This is a genomic window from Telluria sp. ZT3P26, from assembly GCF_059686035.1.
Genome location: NZ_JCASII010000001.1, coordinates 1,523,844 through 1,540,683, shown reverse-complemented (window position 1 = coordinate 1,540,683; position 16,840 = coordinate 1,523,844). Strand labels below are relative to the sequence as shown.

The following is a 16,840-nucleotide window of genomic DNA, read 5'->3' as shown; positions in this document are numbered from 1 at the left end:
TGCCATCACGGCAGCGCGGGCTTTTTTTATCGCCGGTTGCTAAACGGCGCGTTGCGCGTGCATGGCCGCGATGGCCGCTGCGTCGTAGCCCAGCTCCGCCAGGATCGCATCCGTATGCTGGCCCAGCGCTGGCACCGGGTCCATGCGCGGCGTGACGTTGTGCGGCAATCCGGGCGGCAGCATCGCGGGCACGCGGCCGTTGGCGGTGCCCACCTCGGTCCAGCGGCCGCGCGCCTCCAGTTGCGGATGCGCCCACACTTCGTGCATGTCGTTGACCTGGGCATTGGCGATATGCGCCAGCTCCAGCCGCTCGCGCACCTGCTGCGCCGTCAACGTCGAAAACGCCGCCACGATCAGAGCCGCCAGTTCGTCGCGCGCTGTGACCCGGCGCGCGTTGGCATTGAAGCGCGGATCGGTCGCCAGTTCGGGCGCCTGCAGCACGATGGCGCAAAAGGCCGCCCACTCACGCTCGTTCTGGATGCCCAGCATGACCGACTTGCCGTCGCCCGCCATGAACGGTCCGTACGGGAAGATGGTCGCGTGCGAGGCGCCCGTGCGCGCCGGCGGCGCCGCGCCGTCATACGCGTAGTACAGCGGATAACTCATCCACTCGGCCATGCTCTCCAACATCGACACGTCGATGCGACAGCCCTCCCCCGTGCGGCCCCGCTGCAGCAGCGCGGCCAGGATATTCGTGTACGCATACATGCCCGCCGCGATATCGGCAATCGAGCAGCCGGCCTTCGACGGGTCGTCCGGCGTGCCGGTGATCGACAGGAAGCCCGATTCGCTCTGGATCAGCAGGTCGTAGGCCTTGCGGTCGCGGTACGGACCGTCGCTGCCATAGCCCGAAATGTCGCAGACGATCAGGCGCGGATGGCGTTCCTTCAGCGCCTCGTACGACAAACCAAGGCGCTCGGCCGCGCCAGGTGCGAGGTTCTGCACCAGCACATCGGCGTTCGCCAGCAGGCCGGCCAGCACGGCATCGGCCAGTTCGTGCTTGACGTCGAGCGTGAGGCTTTCTTTCGAGCGGTTGGTCCAGACGAAATGCGAGGCCAGGCCATTGACGCGTTCATCGTAGCCGCGCGCGAAGTCGCCGCTGCCGGGCCGCTCGACCTTGATGACGCGCGCGCCGAGGTCGGCCAGCTGGCGCGTGCAGAACGGCGCCGCGATGGCGTGTTCCAGCGTGACGACGGTGATGCCGTCGAGGGGTCGCAGGGGTGTCATGGGTGCTCCTGTTCAGAAAGAGCGTGGCAAACCAAGCACATGCTCGGCGACGTACGACAGGATCAGGTTCGTCGAGATCGGCGCCACCTGGTACAGGCGCGTCTCGCGGAACTTGCGCTCGACGTCGTATTCGGACGCGAAGCCGAAGCCGCCGTGGAACTGCAGGCAGGCGTTGGCCGCTTCCCAGGATGCTTCGGCGGCCAGCATCTTGGCCATATTGGCTTCGGCGCCGCACGGCTTGTGCGCATCGAACAACGCGCAGGCTTTAAAGCGCATCAGGTTCGCCGCTTCGACGTTGATGTAGGCGCGCGCAATCGGAAATTGCACGCCCTGGTTCTGGCCGATGGGCCGCCCGAACACGACGCGTTCGTTGACGTACTTGCTGATCTTGTCGATGAACCAGTAGCCGTCGCCGATGCATTCGGCGGCGATCAGCGTGCGCTCGGCGTTCAGGCCATCGAGGATGTACCTGAAGCCCTTGCCTTCTTCGCCGATCAGATTTTCGGCCGGGATTTCGAGGTTTTCGAAGAACAGCTCATTGGTCTCGTGGTTGACCATGTTCTGGATCGGCTGCACGACCATGCCCTGCCCGATGGCGTCCTTGATGTCGACCAGGAAGATCGACATGCCTTCGGATTTCTTCGTGACCTCGGCCAGCGGCGTGGTACGCGCCAGCAGGATCATCAGGTCGGAATGCTGCACGCGCGAGATCCATACCTTCTGCCCGTTGATCACATAGCGGTCGCCCTTGCGCACGGCCGTCGTCTTGATTTTGGTGGTGTCGGTGCCGGTGGTGGGCTCGGTCACGGCCATCGATTGCAGGCGCAGTTCGCCGCTGGCAATGCGCGGCAGGTAATGGCGCTTCTGCGCTTCGGAGCCGTGGCGCAGCAACGTGCCCATATTGTACATCTGGCCATGGCAGGCGCCGGCGTTGCCGCCCGAGCGGTTGATCTCTTCCATGATCACCGAGGCTTCCGTTAGGCCCAGGCCCGAGCCGCCATATTCCTGCGGGATCAGCGCAGCGAGCCAGCCGGCTTGCGTCAGTGCGGTCACGAAGGCTTCGGGGTAGCCCCGCTCGTCGTCGACCTTGCGGAAGTACTCGGCCGGGAATTCGGCGCACAGGGCCCGCAGCGCGTCGCGGATGTCTTCAAAATCGTGGTCGGTGTGCATGGCGGTCTCCTGGTATTGATTGGGGTGGCTCAGGCCAGCAGCGCTTCGGCGCGCATGGCCAGCTGGCCGTCGTGGGTCTTGGCCCACAGCGTGATCGCGTGGCCATCCGGCTCGACGCGGCCGCAGACGCTGAAGCGGTGAATATCGAACAGCGGCTGCACGGCGCGGAACGAAAACGCGGTGACGACGGCGGCCGGGCGTTCGCGCCGCACGAGGTCGAGCAGCAGGCTCGCGATCAGCGGGCCATGCACGATCAGGCCCGGATAGCCTTCGACCTGCGTCACGTACGGCTGGTCGTAATGGATGCGGTGGCCGTTGAAGGTCAGCGCCGAGTAGCGAAACAGCAGCACCGGGTCGGGCGTGATCTCGCGGATCCAGTCGTGGTCAAGGTCGGCCGCCACCGGGGAAGGCGCCGGATCACCCGGCTGCGGATTGGCGCGGTAGACGATGTCGTGCTCTTCCTCGATCGCCACGCCAGCCGCGCCTTCGATCACGTGGCGCACCAGCACGAACACCAGCTTGCCGCTGCGGCCTTCCTTGCTCGTGATGTCGGCGATGGTCGACACGCGCCGCGCCTGGTCGCCGACCTGCAGCGGCGCGATGAAGCGCAGGCGCCCGCCGGCCCACATGCGGCGCGGCAGGTCCACGGGCGGCAGGAAGCCCCCGCGCAGCGCATGGCCGTCCGGGCCGAGTTGCGATTGCCGGTGCATGGGCAAAAAGTACAGCCAGTGCCAGAGCGGCGGCACGGCGCTGCCAGAGGTCGGGGCCGCGTCGTCGCGGTCGAGCAGCGCGGCCATCGCCGCGACCGGCGCTGCGGTGATCGCGTCCAGCCGCTCTTCGGTGCGGCCTTGCCATGCGGTGAGATTGTCCATGGGGTGTCTCCTGTCGTTGTCTTGTTCTAGCGGGTTGCGTCGTCGACGATGCGCTGGGCCCGGAGGATCACGGGCCGGTCGACCATCTTGCCGTCCACGGCGACGGCGGCGCCGTTGGCGTCGCGCGCTGCGGCCAGCACGCGCGTGGCCCATGCCACCTCGGCGGCCGTGGGGCAAAAGCCGGCATTGACAGCCGCCACCTGGCGCGGATGGATGCACAACTTGGCGCCGAAGCCGAAGCGGCGCGCGCGCAGGGTGTCCGCGCGCAGTTGGCCCTCGTCGTCCAGCGCCACGGTCACGCCATCGATCGGGGGTGCCAGGCCGGCCACGCGCGAGGCCAGCACCAGCATCGAGCGGAAGTGCTGCAGTTCCTGGTCATCGCCCTCGATGCCCAGGTCGAACTGGAAGTCGATCGCGCCGAATGCCAGGCGCGCGACGCCTTTGACCCGTGCCAATGCATCGACCGCCGCCATGCCGCAGGCGGTTTCGATCAGCGGTAGTACGGGCAGCCCAAGCTGCGCGACGCGCCGGAGGTTTTCTACCAACTCCGCCTTCGGCAGCATGATGGCGGCCACGCCCGCGTGGCGGCACAGGGCCAGGTCGTCTTCGAACCAGGGGGTGCCCTCGGCGTTGATGCGCAGTACCACGGGCGTGGATGGGTCGAGCGCCCCCGCCACCTGCATCCGCGCGGCGTCCTTGTCTGCGGGCGGGACAGCATCTTCCAGGTCGACGATGACGGCGCCGGCACCGCTGGCTGACGCGCGGGCGAAACGCTCGGGGCGGTTGCCGGGGACGAACAGATACGAACGTGGGATGGCAGGCATGACGGACCAGTCGCGTGGTGGGATCGAGACCCATCATAAATTTGAATGCAGGCGACCAAGAAATAGAAAAACGTGATTCCACGATCACGTGAGCGCATGGCTGGCAGGGATCACGATCCGGTATTGCAGTCAGCGAAGGAATAGCTTATGTTGATGGCACGACCACGTGAAGGACGACCATGGACATCAAGCAGATCCGCACGCTCATCGCCATTGCCGAAACGGGCAGCGCCACCAGGGCTGCGGAACTGCTGCACCTGGTGCAGCCAGCCGTGTCGCGCCATATCCGGATGCTGGAAGAAGAATGCGGCGCCCTGCTGTTCGAGCGCGAGCGCCACGGCATGGTGCTGACCGACGCCGGCCGCACGCTGGCCGAATACGGCCGGCGCGCGCTGCGCGAACTGGACAAGGCACGTGCCGAGATCGGCCCGGCCGCCAACGCGATCTCCGGCCGGCTGATGATCGGCCTGCTGGCCAGCACCAGCAATCTGCTGGCGACCGAGCTGGTGGCGCGCGTACGCGCGAAGCACCCCGCGGTCACGGTCGGCATCAATGTCGGGTATGCAGGCAATGTCGTGCAGTGGCTGGAGGCCGGTGAGGTGGAACTGGCGCTGCTGTACGACACGCGTGCCTCGAATGGCTTGCAGGTCGAAGCGCTGCTCGATGAGCGCCTGTACCTGATCGGCCCGCCGGGCGAGATCGACGCATCGAAGCCCTTCCCGTTGAAACAGCTGCGCGACCGGCCGATGATCCTGCCAAACGCACCACATGGCCTGCGCAGCATCATCGAGCATGCGCTGGCGGTGGCCGGCATCAGTGTCGACGTGGTGGCCGAAACCAACGCACTCGACCTGCAGAAATCGCTGGTCAACAAAGGCTTCGGCTACAGCATCCTGCCAAGCTCCGCGATCCTCGACGAACTGCGCGACGGCACGCTGTCCGGCGCCCCGGTCGGCACGCCCGACCTGTCACGCCGCATCGTGCTGGCACGCGCAGCAACACGCCGCGCCTCACCCGTCAGCGTGGCGGCAGCCCCCGAACTGGTCGGCCTGATGAAAGAAATGGTCCTCAGCGGCGCCTGGCCCGGCGCCGCCTGGATCGGCCGCTGACCCTACCCGCAGCAACCACTGGCAAACAGCCAAAGAAATTGCCCAACAATTCGACTCTGACCCTCATTGTGGGTTGGGTCAGAGGGATTGGCCGAGTTTCAGCGTGGCGGCGACGTTGCGGGCCGTGGTGCGCAGGTTGAATTCGGCGTTGGCGAGGGCTTCGGCGACGGTGCCGGCTTTCATGATGGTGCTGAAGGTGGCGTCGATGCCGTGGGCGTGGACGGCGCTGGCGTCGTGGCCCAGGCAGCCGCCGATGGCGATCACCGGTTTGCCGTGGCGCGCGGCGACGCGGGCCACGCCGATCGGCGTCTTGCCGTTGACGGTCTGGCTGTCGATGCGCCCTTCGCCCGTGATGACCAGATCGGCCAACTGCACGGCGGCGTCCAGCGCGACCGCGTCGGCCACGATCTCGCTGCCCGGGCGCAGGCGGCCCTTCAGGAAGACCAGCATTGCGGCGGCGATGCCGCCACCGGCGCCGGCGCCCGGCACGTCGGCCACGTCCTGGCCCAGATCGCGCGCGATGACGGCGGCGTAGTGGCGCAGGCTGGCGTCGAGCTGGGCGACCATTGCCGGCGTGGCGCCTTTTTGCGGGCCGAAAATGGCCGAGGCGCCATTCACGCCAACCAGTGGATTGCTGACGTCACACGCCACTTCGAATACCGAATCGAGCACGCGTGGATCGAGCTGCGTGACGTCGATCCGTGCGAGGTTTGCCAGCGCAGCGCCGCCTGGCGCCAGTGGCGCGTCCTGCGCATCGAGCAGCCGCACACCCAGCGCTTGCAGCATGCCGGCGCCGCCGTCATTGGTGGCGCTGCCGCCCACGCCCAGGATGAAGCGGCGCGCGCCCGCGTCGAGCGCGGCGAGGATCAAGTCGCCCGTGCCACGACTGGTCGCGTGCAGCGGGTCGCGTTGTGCAGGCGGGACCAGTTCCAGGCCGCTGGCGGCCGCCATTTCGATCACGGCGATGACGTCGCCGCCCGTCAGGCCGTAGAAGGCGTCGACGGGTGTGCCGAGCGGACCGGTCGCGCGCAGGTCGACGCGGCGGCCACCTGTCGCGGCGATCATCGCGTCGACGGTGCCTTCGCCGCCATCGGCGACGGGGATCTTGACGTAGCGGGCGTCAGGGAAAATTTCGCGGAAACCCGCCTCGATGGCGCTGGCTGCTTCCAGCGCCGACAGGCTTTCCTTGAATGAATCGGGGGCGATCACGATGTACATGGTGCGCTCCGATCAACGATTGACGAGGCGTGCAGGCACCACGAGCACCAGCATCGCGCCGATGAACAGCACGGTCGACAGGATGTACAGCGCCATGTCCGTGCTGCCGGTAGCATCCTTGATCCAGCCCACCAGGAACGGGCTGAGGAAACCGGCGATCTGGCCCATCGAATTGATCAGCGCGAGGCCCGCGGCGGCGGCCGCGCTGCCCAGGAACGCCGCCGGCAATGGCCAGAACATCGGCAGGCCGGTCAGCGCGCCCATCGTCGCCAGGCTCAGGCCCACCATCACCAGTATGACGTTATCCGAGAAGTTCGCGGCCAGCAGCAGGCCGGCCAGCGCCATCAGCAGCGGCGCCGACAGGTGCCAGCGACGTTCGCGACGGCGGTCGGCCGAGCGGCCCACCAGCACCATGAAGACACCGGCGAACAGGTAGGGGATCGCGCTGAGCCAGCCGACCGTCGTGGCGCTTTCGAAGCCGAGCGACTTGATGATCGACGGCAGCCAGAAGTTGATCGCATACACGCCCATCTGGATGCTGAAGTAGATGAAGCCGAGCATCCACACATGCCAGTCACGCAGCACGGCTCCGAACGAATGCACCGCATGCGTGCCGCTCGAGCGCTGCGCTTCGTCCTCGTCGAGCGCCGTCTGCATCGCCGTTTTTTCTTCGGCGGTCAGCCACGGCGCCTGCGCCAGGCTGTCGTTCAGGTAAAACAGCACCGCGACACCCAGCAGCACGGTCGGGATGCCCTGCAGCAGGAACAGCCACTGCCAGCCATCCATGCCGCCCTGGCCGGCCGAGAAGTGACTGAGCATCCAGCCCGACAGCGGGCCGCCGATCAGGCCCGAGACAGGAATGGCCGACATGAACAGCGCCATCACCTGCCCGCGCTTGTGCGCCGGGAACCACTTGGTGAAGTACAGGACCATGCCCGGGAAGAAGCCCGCTTCGGCCACACCGGTAAAGAAGCGCAGCACATAGAATTCGACCGGCGTGCTCACGAACAGCATGCAGGCCGACAGCGCGCCCCAGGTCATCATCATCACCGCGATCCAGCGCCGCGCGCCGAGCTTGTGCAGGATGAGGTTACTCGGCACGCCAAAGGTCACGTAGCCGATGAAGAAGATGCCAGCCCCCAGGCCATACACGGTCTCGCTCAGTTGCAGCGCATCGAGCATCTCGAGCTTGGCGAAACCGACGTTGACGCGATCCAGGTAATTGAAGAAGTAGCAGACGAAGATGAAGGGGATCAGGCGCCACGTGGCCTTGCGGTAGGCGCCGTCGAGCAGGCTCGGGCCGGGGGTGCTGGCAATGGTACTCATGCTGTCTCCGAATATATGGTCATGTAATCATCGAGATTATCATCCAAACAAGGGGCGCACAGCGTCGGCGACACGCACAAGATTCGGCGCCACATTCATGCCTTTTTTCAGGCATCTGCACAGTTTTACGGGAGAATGCGGCTCTACCGAACCAGCTGTGGCCCTCACACAAGCCTGGCAGCACCCACCCAACGCGGGCGCTGCGCCGCCAAATTGTGCATAATCACAAACGATTCCTCCCCTCCTGATATCGCCATGCACATCCTCGACGCCCGCCTCGCGCAGGAAATCGTCTCGCGCACCATGCGCATCATCCCGTTCAACGTCAACGTGATGGACGCCCATGGCGTGATCCTCGCCAGCGGCAATCCGGCGCGGGTCGGCGAACTGCATGCCGGCGCCCTGCTGGCACTGGCCAAGAAGCTCACGACGGAAATCGATGCGGCGGCGGCGCACAAGCTGCATGGCGCGCAGCCGGGCATCAACCTGCCGCTGTGCGTCGGCGGCCAGGTGTGCGGGGCGGTGGGCCTGTCCGGTGCGCCCGACGCCGTGCGCCAGTTCGGCGAGCTGGTACGCCTCAGCGCCGAGATGATCCTCGAGCAGGCCGCCCTGACCCAGACGCTGCAGAGCCATTCGCGCTACCGCGAAGCTTTCGTGCTCAACCTGATCCGCTACGAGCCGGGCGCGCGCGCCGAACTCGAAGGCTGGGCGCAGCGCCTCGGGATCGACGTCGAGCGCATGCAACTCGTGTTCCTCGTCGAGCTGCAGGGCGTGCCGCCGGCGGTGGACCATGCGCCGGGCGCCGTGCAACTGCTGCAGATGCGGATCCTGGCGCGGCGCGACGACGCCCTCACCGCCACTGTCGGGCCGGCCGAACTGGTGCTGCTCGAGGCGTGGGAGCCGTCACGCAAGGGCCTCGAGACACCGCCGCAGCGCCGCCTCGACGCCCTGGCCCAGCTGCTGCGCGAAGAATGTACGCTGCCGTTTACGCTGTCGATGGGAATCGCCCTGCCCGGCATCGACGGCGCGGCCATGTCGTATGGCAGTGCGCGCACCGCCAGCCGGCTGGGACGGGCGCGCGATCCGCAGCAGCAGGTCTTCAGTTATTACGACATGGCCTTGCCGGTGCTGCTGTCGGGGCTGGACAATGGCTGGCAGGCGCACCAGCTGCGCATGCCGATCGCGCGGCTCGCGCACGACAAGAGCCGCGCCATGCTGCGCGCGACGCTGTCCGCGTGGTTCGCGCAGAACGAGAACTCGGCCACCACCGCAAAGGCGCTGGGCATCCACCGCAACACACTCGACTACCGGTTGCGCCGCATCGGTGAACTCACGGGCCTGGACCTCGGGTCGAGCGAAGACAAGCTGCTGCTGTATGTGTCGTCGTTGTTGAGCCCAACCTTGAGCCCAACCATGAGTCCGACCTTGAGCCCGACCCTGAGCGGGACGGCAAGCCCGCCCGTCAGCCCCGCTGACCCGGCGGCGTAGCCGGCAAGGCGCCGGTCGGCATCGACGCCGGCGTCGCGCCCGACTGCTTGTCGTCCCGCTCGCGCCGGGCTTTCGCAGCCGCAGCAATGCGGCGCGCTTCGGCCAGGGCGGCCGCGCGCTGCGCCGGCGTCAGCTGGCCACCCAGCGCCGTCAGCAAGCCGCTGCCTTCGGCAAACATCTGCGGTGACGGGTCGCCAGGCTGCGCGACGTCTGCCTCGATCAGACCAACGGCGAGCAGGTAGCCGTACCCCTGCACGGGATGCTTGTCCGTCAGGTTTGAACCGCCCAGCTTCTGCATCCCCCACAGCATGAGTGCAGTCGTGTCGCCCGTTTCGGCTGCCGCGTCGAGCTGGCTGGCCGCCGTCGCTTTCCACTCGCGCACCAGAGGATCGTCTGGTCGCGTGGTCGGCGCACTCGGGTCGCCGAACGGACCTTCGGCAGCGTACATCCATGCCGCGCCGGGTACGCCGGCCTTGACGGCCGTGGTCAGGTAATCGAGCCGGGCCAGCCGCTCGCGCTCCGTCATCACGCCGCACATGCGCGTCATATTGCGTCGCTCATCGGCATTCAGGCTGCGTCTGGCGCCCGCTGTGCTGTCTTGGACAGCGAGATCATGCCGCCGGTTGAACGCCGCGCAGGTCGAGACGAGCATGTAGGCCGCGTAAGCATCGTGCGGGTCGTGCGATGCCAGGAGGCTGGCCACATGCGCGCTCAGGCGATGGTCAGCGGCGGCCGCCAGCACCGACGCCGGTATCGACGCAGCCGGTATGCCCTGCACTGGCTGCATCACGGACGGGGGTGCTGGCCGTGATGCAGCCTGACGAGGTTCGCCCGCCACCTGGCCCGTCGTGTCAATGGCCGAACCGCGCCACATGAGCCCCGCCCCTGCAATACCAGCCACCACGAGCGCGCCGACAAGCCATTGTCGCGAACGTTTTTCCATGACAGCGTCTCTTCCGTTATCTGCGTCGATCGCACCGAGTATATCGAGCGCTCCCGCGCGATTAGTCACACATTATGTCGACGGCTGGCGCAGACACACTTTGTAGCATTGCTTACTGGAATTCTTAACATGTTAGGCGGTGGCCGTAGTTTAATGAACTCATCGATTCAACGGATCGGCCACCAGGAGAAATAAAAATGAAAACCAAGTTCATCGCAGCATTGATTGCATTGACCTTTACCGTGAGTGGCAGCGCATTTGCACAACGCGGTGATCACGGAAACGACCGCGATCACGATCGCAACGGCTATTCGCAGCAGCGCGATGACCGCCGCGACAATGACCGTCGCGACGATGATCGCCGGCACAACGGCGGCCCACGTGCCCACGACAACAAGCATCGCAACGACAGCGCCCAATATTATCGCCGTGACGATACGCGGGGCGGCGGTCCACGCCACGATCTGCGCCGTGGGGGCAAGCTGCACAAGGAATACCGCAATAACCGTTACGTCGTGAATGACTGGCGCGGTCGCCACCTGAGCGCGCCACCACGTGGTTATCACTGGGTCCAGACCGGAAACGATTATGTGCTGGCCGCGATTGCCAGCGGGATTATTGCCCAGGTATTGTTCGCGAATTAAACACCGTTCAATGCGAATAAAAACCGCCCGTCGAAAGACGTGGCGGTTTTTTTTCGCACGCGCGTACCATATTTACAACATCCATTCATTCGTCTCCATTTGTTGCATCCCTTCAACCCTTCGCACGTTTAATATCAATCAATACGCTTGATGCAATCACGGAGAATTGATGAATACGAATTTGAAACCAGGCGCACGCGCCGTGCGCGGTGTCCTTCTGGCCTGCGCCGGGACGACCATTGCCCTGGCCAGCCTGCCCCTCGCCGCGCAAACACTGCCTGCGGTAACGGCAACCGACTTGCCGCGCGTCGAAGTCACGGGCTCGGCGATCCGCCGTGTGCAGTCTGAAACTGCGCTGCCGGTGCAAACGATTTCACGAGCAGAAATCGAGAAAACGGGCGTGACCACGGCCGCCGAACTCATGGGGCGCGTGTCAGCCAACAGCAACGGCCTGACCGATGGCGCCAGCATCAATGTCGGCGGCGACCAGCGCGGCTTCAACAGCGCCAACCTGCGCGGCATCGGCACCTCGTCCACGCTGGTGCTGCTCAATGGCCGGCGCATGGCCAACTTTGCTTCTCCCGGCGACGACAGCGGCGTTGACCTGAACAATATCCCGGCCGCGGCCCTCGAGCGCGTTGAAGTGCTGCTCGACGGCGCATCGGCGCTGTATGGCACCGATGCGATCGGTGGCGTCATCAACTTCATCACCCGCAAGGATTTCCAGGGACTGGAAGCGAACGTGTACGTCGGCACGACCGACGAAGGCGGCGCCGGCAAGCGTACTGCCAGCCTCAGTGCCGGCAAGGGCGTGCTCGAACGCGATGGCTACAACGTGTTCGCCGTGGCCGACTTCCAGCGCACCAATCCGTTGAATACATCGCAGCGCAGCTTCATTCCCGGCCTGCAGGTCGAGCAGCGCCTCGGCCACCTGCTGTCCAGCTACACCAGTCCGGCCAATATCCGCCTGACCTCGGCCCAGCGCGACCACCTGCAGGAGATCGGCTTCACACTCAATGGCCGGCCGATCACCAACCGCCTGATCAACCTGTCGGTCCCCGGCTGCGCGCCGCCGGCCAATGTCTACCTGCCGGACGGCACGGGTGGCGTCGATGCCTGCACCTATAACTACATGGGTGACACCGAGCTGTATCCAAAGTCGGAAAAAGCCAGCCTGCTCAGCCGCGCCGTCATCAAGCTGGGCGGCTCGCACCAGGCGTATGCCGAAGTGGCACTGAGCCGCGCCAAGACCGACTACACCGGCTCGTCGGCACGCGTGACCGGCTACGTCGATTATTCGCGGGTGCCGCAACTGGCCGGCACTGGCCTGGACCAGTTGGACGACGACATCCCGGGCGAACTGGAACTGCGCATGCGCCTGAACGAAGCGGGCCAGCGCACCAGCACGCTCACCAGCGAAGGCGTGCGCGTCGTCGTCGGCATGACGGGCACCGTGGGCGGCTGGGATTACGACACCGCGTACAACCACAGCGTCAACACGGTCAAGGACCGCGACACCCATGGCTACGTGCTCTACAACGAGCTGCTCGAAGGGATCGCCGACGGCCGCATCAACCCGTTCGGTCCGTCGAGCCCGGAAGGCAAGGCGCTGATCGACAGCATCCAGGTCGATGACGTCGTGCGCCGCGCGCGCGGTACGCTCGACGCCGTCGATGTGAAATTTTCGCGGGCCCTGATGCCGATGGCCGGCGGCGAGCTGGCAGTGGCCATCGGCGGCGAAGCGCGGCGCGAGAAGAACCGCTTCACGCCATCTGCCCTGCTCCTGAGCGACAACATCAACAATGACGCGGCGCCGGAAGGCGGCCGCGCCACCAGCGACCGCCGCGATGTGGCGGCAGTCTATGGCGAAGTGCTGGTGCCGTTCGCAAAGCAGTGGGAAGCGCAATTGTCGGCGCGCTACGACCATTACGAAAACGTGGGCGGCGCGGCCAGTCCGAAGATCGGCCTGACCTACCGGCCAAGCGATGCGCTGCTGCTGCGCGGCTCGGCCGGCCGGGGCTTCCGCGCACCGTCGATGACGGAGCTGTATCGTCCGACCGTGTACAGCAGCACGGCCACCCTGCCCGATCCGGTCTACTGCGCCACGGTCGAGAACAATTATTCGGACTGCGCCGACAACTGGGACACCCGCCGCTACAGCAACGATCAGCTGAAGCCCGAGCGCAGCCGCCAGTTCTCGCTGGGCGCCGTGTTCGCCGCCGGCAAGCATGTCAGCGCATCGGTCGATTACTGGAATATCAAGCGCACGAACCTCATCAGCGAAATCGGCGACGACATCATCCTTGGCAACCTGGCCAAGTATGGCGACCTGGTGTATCGCGACGAGGACGGGCTGATCGACTACATCGAACTGCGCAAGGACAACCGCGGCGCGCAACTGGCACGCGGCATCGACCTGGCACTGACGGTACGCGGCATCGATACGGCCGTTGGCCGCTTCGGTGGGCGCCTGAACGGCACCTATGTGCTGACGTCGAAAATCCAGAATGCCCCCGGCGATGCGTTCGTGAGCAACCTGAACCGCTTCGTGACCGACGGTGTGGTCCAGCGCTGGCGGCACACGGTGAGCGTTGACTGGGATCGCGGACCGCTGTCGGCCAGCCTGCAAAACACGTTCTCGAGCGGCTATGACGACCAGAACACGGCGATCAATATCGACAACGGCAGCGTAGTGGCGGCCAACCGGGTCAAGCGCTATTCGCTGTGGGATCTGTCGGGCGCGTATGCAGTCGATGCACACCTGAAGCTGCGCGTGGGCATCCAGAATCTGTTCGACACGAGCCCGCCGTATTCGAACCAGGCCTATTACTTCTTGTCGGGCTATGACCCAAGCTATACGGATCCGCGCGGACGCCGTTTCTATGCCAGTGCCAATTACTCGTTCAGATAGGGTCTGAGCGGTCTCCACGCAATGCGCGTCGTATTGTCATGTCGAGACCGCTTACGATCGTAATATCAGCTGCGTGAGGGAGACTGGTTCTCGATACGGATCAGTCTCCAGCAATCATCCATCTTGAAGTAGTACGACACCAGGGAACCCGTGTCGGGCCCGGACAGATCGACGCGCGCGGTGGCGGGTCGTACGTCTTCCAGTTGCATGACGAGCGCATTGTCCTTACGCTCTTGCACCAGTGGCATGACGGGGAATGCAGCCGCCTGGATCGAGGTATGGCTGCGCTGCACTGCCTCGTCACTGGAAAATCGCTGGATGAAAAACGAAATGTCCTGGGCCGGACAAACGGCCATCGACGTGACCGTGGGCGCATCCGACTGGGTGTTCAACTGAGCCGCCTGGCCATGGCCTGCTGACATCAAGAACACCAGCGCGACGAATTGCTTGTCCAAACCACCCATATTGATCTCCCGAATCGATTCCCTCTGAAATGGCGCGCCGCGATCGAAGCAACGCGCGGTCGATGGATCGACCTCTGCGCCTGCCTTGCAGCCTCTGCCCGAGTCTACCAGAAGAGCAACTGTGCCCTGAACACGGTCGCCCCCGCCGGCGAAGACAAAACAGCAATCTTGACAGGTCGTCATCACGAAAAGCGGAACGTGTGTCAGCTGTTCTGTCTCCATACTGGAACGAAAATCCTCTGACAGCCAAATTTCTGCACACGATTGCATTGTCATGCCTCAAATGCAACGGATAAGCTGGCATTATGTAGCAGATAAAACATGAACGACTGCAACCCTCACGGGCGCCAGGCACAGAAAATCGCACGGCTCTGACAGAATGACGATGAATCGATTTCGAACTACCGGACTCCCGGCCAGCATCCGGGGCACGTTGCCCACTCATCTTGACGCTTCCGTCACCACCCCTCCCCACCGCCCCCGCCTGCTGCTGGTCGACGACGAGCCGCGCGTACTGGCCTCACTGCAGGAAATGCTCAAAGGCAGCGGCTACGCCATCACGACGGCCGACAGCGGCACCGCCGCGCTGGCGTGCCTGGCAGAGCAGCGCTTCGACCTGGTGCTGCTTGACCTCTTGATGATGGATGTCGATGGGCATCAGGTCATGGACTTCATCAATCAACACGACATGAAGGCCGACGTCATCGTTGTCAGCGGCACCGTCGGCATCGATTCGGCCATCGGGGCCTTGAAGCGCGGCGCCCATGATTACCTGCGCAAGCCGTTCAGCCGCGAAGAACTGCTGCGCACGGTGGAAAACGCGCTCAGGCAGCGCGACCTGCAGCAGATCAACCGTCGCATGGTGGCGGCGCTCGCGCTGTCCGAGAAAAAATACCGTTACCTGGTCGACGCCTCGCCCGACATGATCTACATGCTCGGTCACGAAGGCCGCTTTACCTACGTGAACGACCGCGCGTGCCAGATGCTGGGCTATGAACGGGAAGAGCTGCTGGGCCAGCACTACACGGCGCTGCTGCTTGCCGAAGACCACGAGCGCGCACTGTACGTATTCAACGAGCGGCGCGTCGGCGAACGGGCCTCGCGCGACGTCGAGCTGCGCGTGACGTGCCGGGCGGGCCCGATGCATGGCCACGCCACCGTCGCCGACACCTCCGTGATGACGATCTCGCTCAACGCGATCGGCATGCACCGCGAAAAACGCGATCCGCACACGCCGACCTATGTCGGCACCTACGGCATCGCCCGCGACGTCAGCGCGCGCAAGCGTGCCGAGGCGGTCATCCATCACCAGGCCTACCACGACATCCTGACCGACCTGCCCAACCGCGTGCTGTTCAAGGACCGGCTCGGCCTGGCGATGCTGCAGGCGCGCCGCAAGCGCGCCGAACTGGCGGTGATGTTCATCGACCTGGACCGCTTCAAGCTGGTCAACGATACGCTCGGCCACGGCCACGGCGACAAGTTGCTGCAGCAAGTGGCGCAGCGCCTGAAGGACTGCCTGCGCAAGGGCGATACGCTGGCGCGCCAGGGTGGCGACGAATTCACGATCGTGCTGCCCGACCTGCGCTCGCGCGACGACGCGCGCGTGGTCGCCGACAAGTTCATCGAGCGGCTGCATCAGCCATTCGACCTCGCCGGCACCGAGGTGCATATCTCGGCATCGATCGGCGTGGCTATCTACCCCGAGCACGGCGAGTCGATCGACGAACTGCTGCGCAATGCCGACATCGCGATGTACCGCGTCAAGGACCTCGGCAAGAACGGCCATGCATTCTACGATCCGTCGATGCACGACGCGCTGCACCAGAACGTCGCGCTGGAACAGCATCTGCGACGCGCGCTCGAGCGCAACGAACTCGAGATGTACTACCAGCCGCAGATCGACGCTGCCAGTGGCCGCATCATCGGCGCCGAAGCGCTGATGCGCTGGAACCATCCGGTGCGCGGCCTGATCATGCCTGCCGAGTTCCTGCCGTTCGCCGAAGAAAGTGGCCTCATCATCCCCATCTCGGAGTGGATGATCGACACGCTGTGCCGCGACATGGCGCACTGGGGCACGGACGGTGCCAACCCGTTGACGCTGTCGCTGAATCTGTCGCCGCATTATCTCGACCACAGCAAATTCTTCGAAACGATGCGCACAGCCCTGGAGCGCTACGACATCGGCCCCGGGCGCATCGCCGTCGAGATCACGGAAAACATCTGCATCCGCAATCCGCAGTACGCGATCGAGCAGCTGAAAAAGCTCGGGCAACTGGGTGTGTCGGTGGCCATCGACGATTTTGGTACCGGCTATTCGTCGCTCGCGTACCTGCACCGGTTCCCGATCCAGACCATCAAGATCGACCAGTCATTCGTGCAGCAGATCAGCGACGAGGACGGGCATTACCCGGTGGTGCTGGCGATCATCTCGATTTCACGCGGCCTGAATCTGGACCTGGTGGCCGAAGGTGTCGAGACGGAAGCACAGGCGCGCTATCTGCGCGCGCACGGGTGTTCGACCATGCAGGGTTTTTTGTTTCACCGGCCGATGCCGTTGGGGGGGTTTGTCAACGTGCTCAATTCGTAGCACTGCGGCGTCAAGCCATGGAAGAAGGCCCAGCACCCTGGCGCCACGGCCCGC

13 protein-coding genes are annotated in these 16,840 nt (G+C 65.0%); 5 read left to right on the top strand and 8 right to left on the bottom strand.

Going from position 1 to position 16,840, the window contains the following annotated elements:
- Positions 1-39 precede the first annotated feature (39 nt).
- From AC56LN_RS06860 to AC56LN_RS06845, 4 genes are read right to left on the bottom strand one after another with little or no spacing between them, the layout of a single operon-like run.
- Positions 40-1,218: a CaiB/BaiF CoA transferase family protein gene (locus AC56LN_RS06860; protein ID WP_499570788.1), complete on the bottom strand. Its 1,179-nt coding sequence runs from the start codon at positions 1,216-1,218 to the stop codon at positions 40-42.
- A 21-nt stretch (positions 1,219-1,239) separates the two neighbouring features.
- Positions 1,240-2,397: an acyl-CoA dehydrogenase family protein gene (locus AC56LN_RS06855; protein WP_499570591.1), complete on the bottom strand. Its 1,158-nt coding sequence runs from the start codon at positions 2,395-2,397 to the stop codon at positions 1,240-1,242.
- A gap of 29 nt (positions 2,398-2,426) precedes the next feature.
- On the bottom strand, positions 2,427-3,269 hold the full coding sequence (locus tag AC56LN_RS06850) for an HTD2 family dehydratase (RefSeq protein WP_499570590.1): 843 nt from the start codon (positions 3,267-3,269) through the stop codon (positions 2,427-2,429).
- A 26-nt stretch (positions 3,270-3,295) separates the two neighbouring features.
- The gene (locus AC56LN_RS06845) at positions 3,296-4,093 is read right to left on the bottom strand and encodes an HpcH/HpaI aldolase/citrate lyase family protein (RefSeq protein ID WP_499570589.1); all 798 of its coding nucleotides are present in this window, start codon (positions 4,091-4,093) and stop codon (positions 3,296-3,298) included.
- Between the two features lie 179 nt (positions 4,094-4,272).
- Between AC56LN_RS06845 and AC56LN_RS06840 the strand changes: the two genes are divergently transcribed.
- Positions 4,273-5,202 carry a LysR family transcriptional regulator gene (locus AC56LN_RS06840; RefSeq protein ID WP_499570588.1) on the top strand — a complete coding sequence of 310 codons (930 nt, stop codon included), beginning with the start codon at positions 4,273-4,275 and terminating at the stop codon, positions 5,200-5,202.
- Positions 5,203-5,280: 78 nt separating this feature from the next.
- On the opposite strand, the gene AC56LN_RS06835 is transcribed toward AC56LN_RS06840, so the two are convergent.
- Together AC56LN_RS06835 and AC56LN_RS06830 are read right to left on the bottom strand one after the other, a co-directional pair.
- Positions 5,281-6,420 carry a glycerate kinase gene (locus tag AC56LN_RS06835; RefSeq protein WP_499570587.1) on the bottom strand — a complete coding sequence of 380 codons (1,140 nt, stop codon included), beginning with the start codon at positions 6,418-6,420 and terminating at the stop codon, positions 5,281-5,283.
- A 12-nt stretch (positions 6,421-6,432) separates the two neighbouring features.
- Positions 6,433-7,746, bottom strand: coding sequence for an MFS transporter (locus AC56LN_RS06830; RefSeq protein WP_499570586.1), 1,314 nt, complete (start codon positions 7,744-7,746; stop codon positions 6,433-6,435).
- 255 nt (positions 7,747-8,001) lie between these two features.
- On the opposite strand from AC56LN_RS06830, the gene AC56LN_RS06825 reads away from it, so the two are divergent.
- Positions 8,002-9,234, top strand: coding sequence for a sugar diacid recognition domain-containing protein (locus AC56LN_RS06825; RefSeq protein ID WP_499570585.1), 1,233 nt, complete (start codon positions 8,002-8,004; stop codon positions 9,232-9,234).
- Here the strand turns inward: AC56LN_RS06825 and AC56LN_RS06820 are convergent.
- A complete protein-coding gene (locus AC56LN_RS06820) occupies positions 9,209-10,177 on the bottom strand; it encodes a hypothetical protein (protein WP_499570584.1) in 969 nt (322 codons plus the stop codon). The genes AC56LN_RS06825 and AC56LN_RS06820 overlap by 26 nt on opposite strands.
- A 197-nt stretch (positions 10,178-10,374) precedes the next feature.
- Here AC56LN_RS06820 and AC56LN_RS06815 point away from each other — a divergent pair, with 197 nt between their 5' ends.
- Together AC56LN_RS06815 and AC56LN_RS06810 are read left to right on the top strand one after the other, a co-directional pair.
- Positions 10,375-10,821 carry an RcnB family protein gene (locus tag AC56LN_RS06815; RefSeq protein WP_499570583.1) on the top strand — a complete coding sequence of 149 codons (447 nt, stop codon included), beginning with the start codon at positions 10,375-10,377 and terminating at the stop codon, positions 10,819-10,821.
- A 169-nt stretch (positions 10,822-10,990) separates the two neighbouring features.
- A complete protein-coding gene (locus AC56LN_RS06810; protein WP_499570582.1) occupies positions 10,991-13,732 on the top strand; it encodes a TonB-dependent receptor in 2,742 nt (913 codons plus the stop codon).
- A 65-nt stretch (positions 13,733-13,797) separates the two neighbouring features.
- Here AC56LN_RS06810 and AC56LN_RS06805 read toward each other — a convergent pair whose 3' ends face one another.
- Positions 13,798-14,418 (bottom strand): hypothetical protein, encoded by a 621-nt coding sequence (locus tag AC56LN_RS06805; RefSeq protein ID WP_499570581.1) that lies wholly within the window; start codon positions 14,416-14,418, stop codon positions 13,798-13,800.
- A 163-nt stretch (positions 14,419-14,581) separates the two neighbouring features.
- On the opposite strand from AC56LN_RS06805, the gene AC56LN_RS06800 reads away from it, so the two are divergent.
- Entirely contained in the window at positions 14,582-16,786 is a 2,205-nt protein-coding gene (locus AC56LN_RS06800) for an EAL domain-containing response regulator (protein WP_499570580.1), read from the top strand.
- The last annotated feature ends 54 nt before the right edge of the window (positions 16,787-16,840 follow it).

What these genes read in the sequence shown, in the direction of transcription:
- AC56LN_RS06855 (WP_499570591.1), bottom strand. Translation starts at nt 2,397, where the DNA reads ATGCACACCGACCACGATTTTGAAGACATCCGCGACGCGCTGCGGGCC.
- AC56LN_RS06850 (WP_499570590.1), bottom strand. Translation starts at nt 3,269, where the DNA reads ATGGACAATCTCACCGCATGGCAAGGCCGCACCGAAGAGCGGCTGGAC.
- AC56LN_RS06845 (WP_499570589.1), bottom strand. Translation starts at nt 4,093, where the DNA reads ATGCCTGCCATCCCACGTTCGTATCTGTTCGTCCCCGGCAACCGCCCC.
- AC56LN_RS06840 (WP_499570588.1), top strand. Translation starts at nt 4,273, where the DNA reads ATGGACATCAAGCAGATCCGCACGCTCATCGCCATTGCCGAAACGGGC.
- AC56LN_RS06835 (WP_499570587.1), bottom strand. Translation starts at nt 6,420, where the DNA reads ATGTACATCGTGATCGCCCCCGATTCATTCAAGGAAAGCCTGTCGGCG.
- AC56LN_RS06830 (WP_499570586.1), bottom strand. Translation starts at nt 7,746, where the DNA reads ATGAGTACCATTGCCAGCACCCCCGGCCCGAGCCTGCTCGACGGCGCC.
- AC56LN_RS06825 (WP_499570585.1), top strand. Translation starts at nt 8,002, where the DNA reads ATGCACATCCTCGACGCCCGCCTCGCGCAGGAAATCGTCTCGCGCACC.
- AC56LN_RS06820 (WP_499570584.1), bottom strand. Translation starts at nt 10,177, where the DNA reads ATGGAAAAACGTTCGCGACAATGGCTTGTCGGCGCGCTCGTGGTGGCT.
- AC56LN_RS06815 (WP_499570583.1), top strand. Translation starts at nt 10,375, where the DNA reads ATGAAAACCAAGTTCATCGCAGCATTGATTGCATTGACCTTTACCGTG.
- AC56LN_RS06810 (WP_499570582.1), top strand. Translation starts at nt 10,991, where the DNA reads ATGAATACGAATTTGAAACCAGGCGCACGCGCCGTGCGCGGTGTCCTT.
- AC56LN_RS06805 (WP_499570581.1), bottom strand. Translation starts at nt 14,418, where the DNA reads ATGGAGACAGAACAGCTGACACACGTTCCGCTTTTCGTGATGACGACC.
- AC56LN_RS06800 (WP_499570580.1), top strand. Translation starts at nt 14,582, where the DNA reads ATGAATCGATTTCGAACTACCGGACTCCCGGCCAGCATCCGGGGCACG.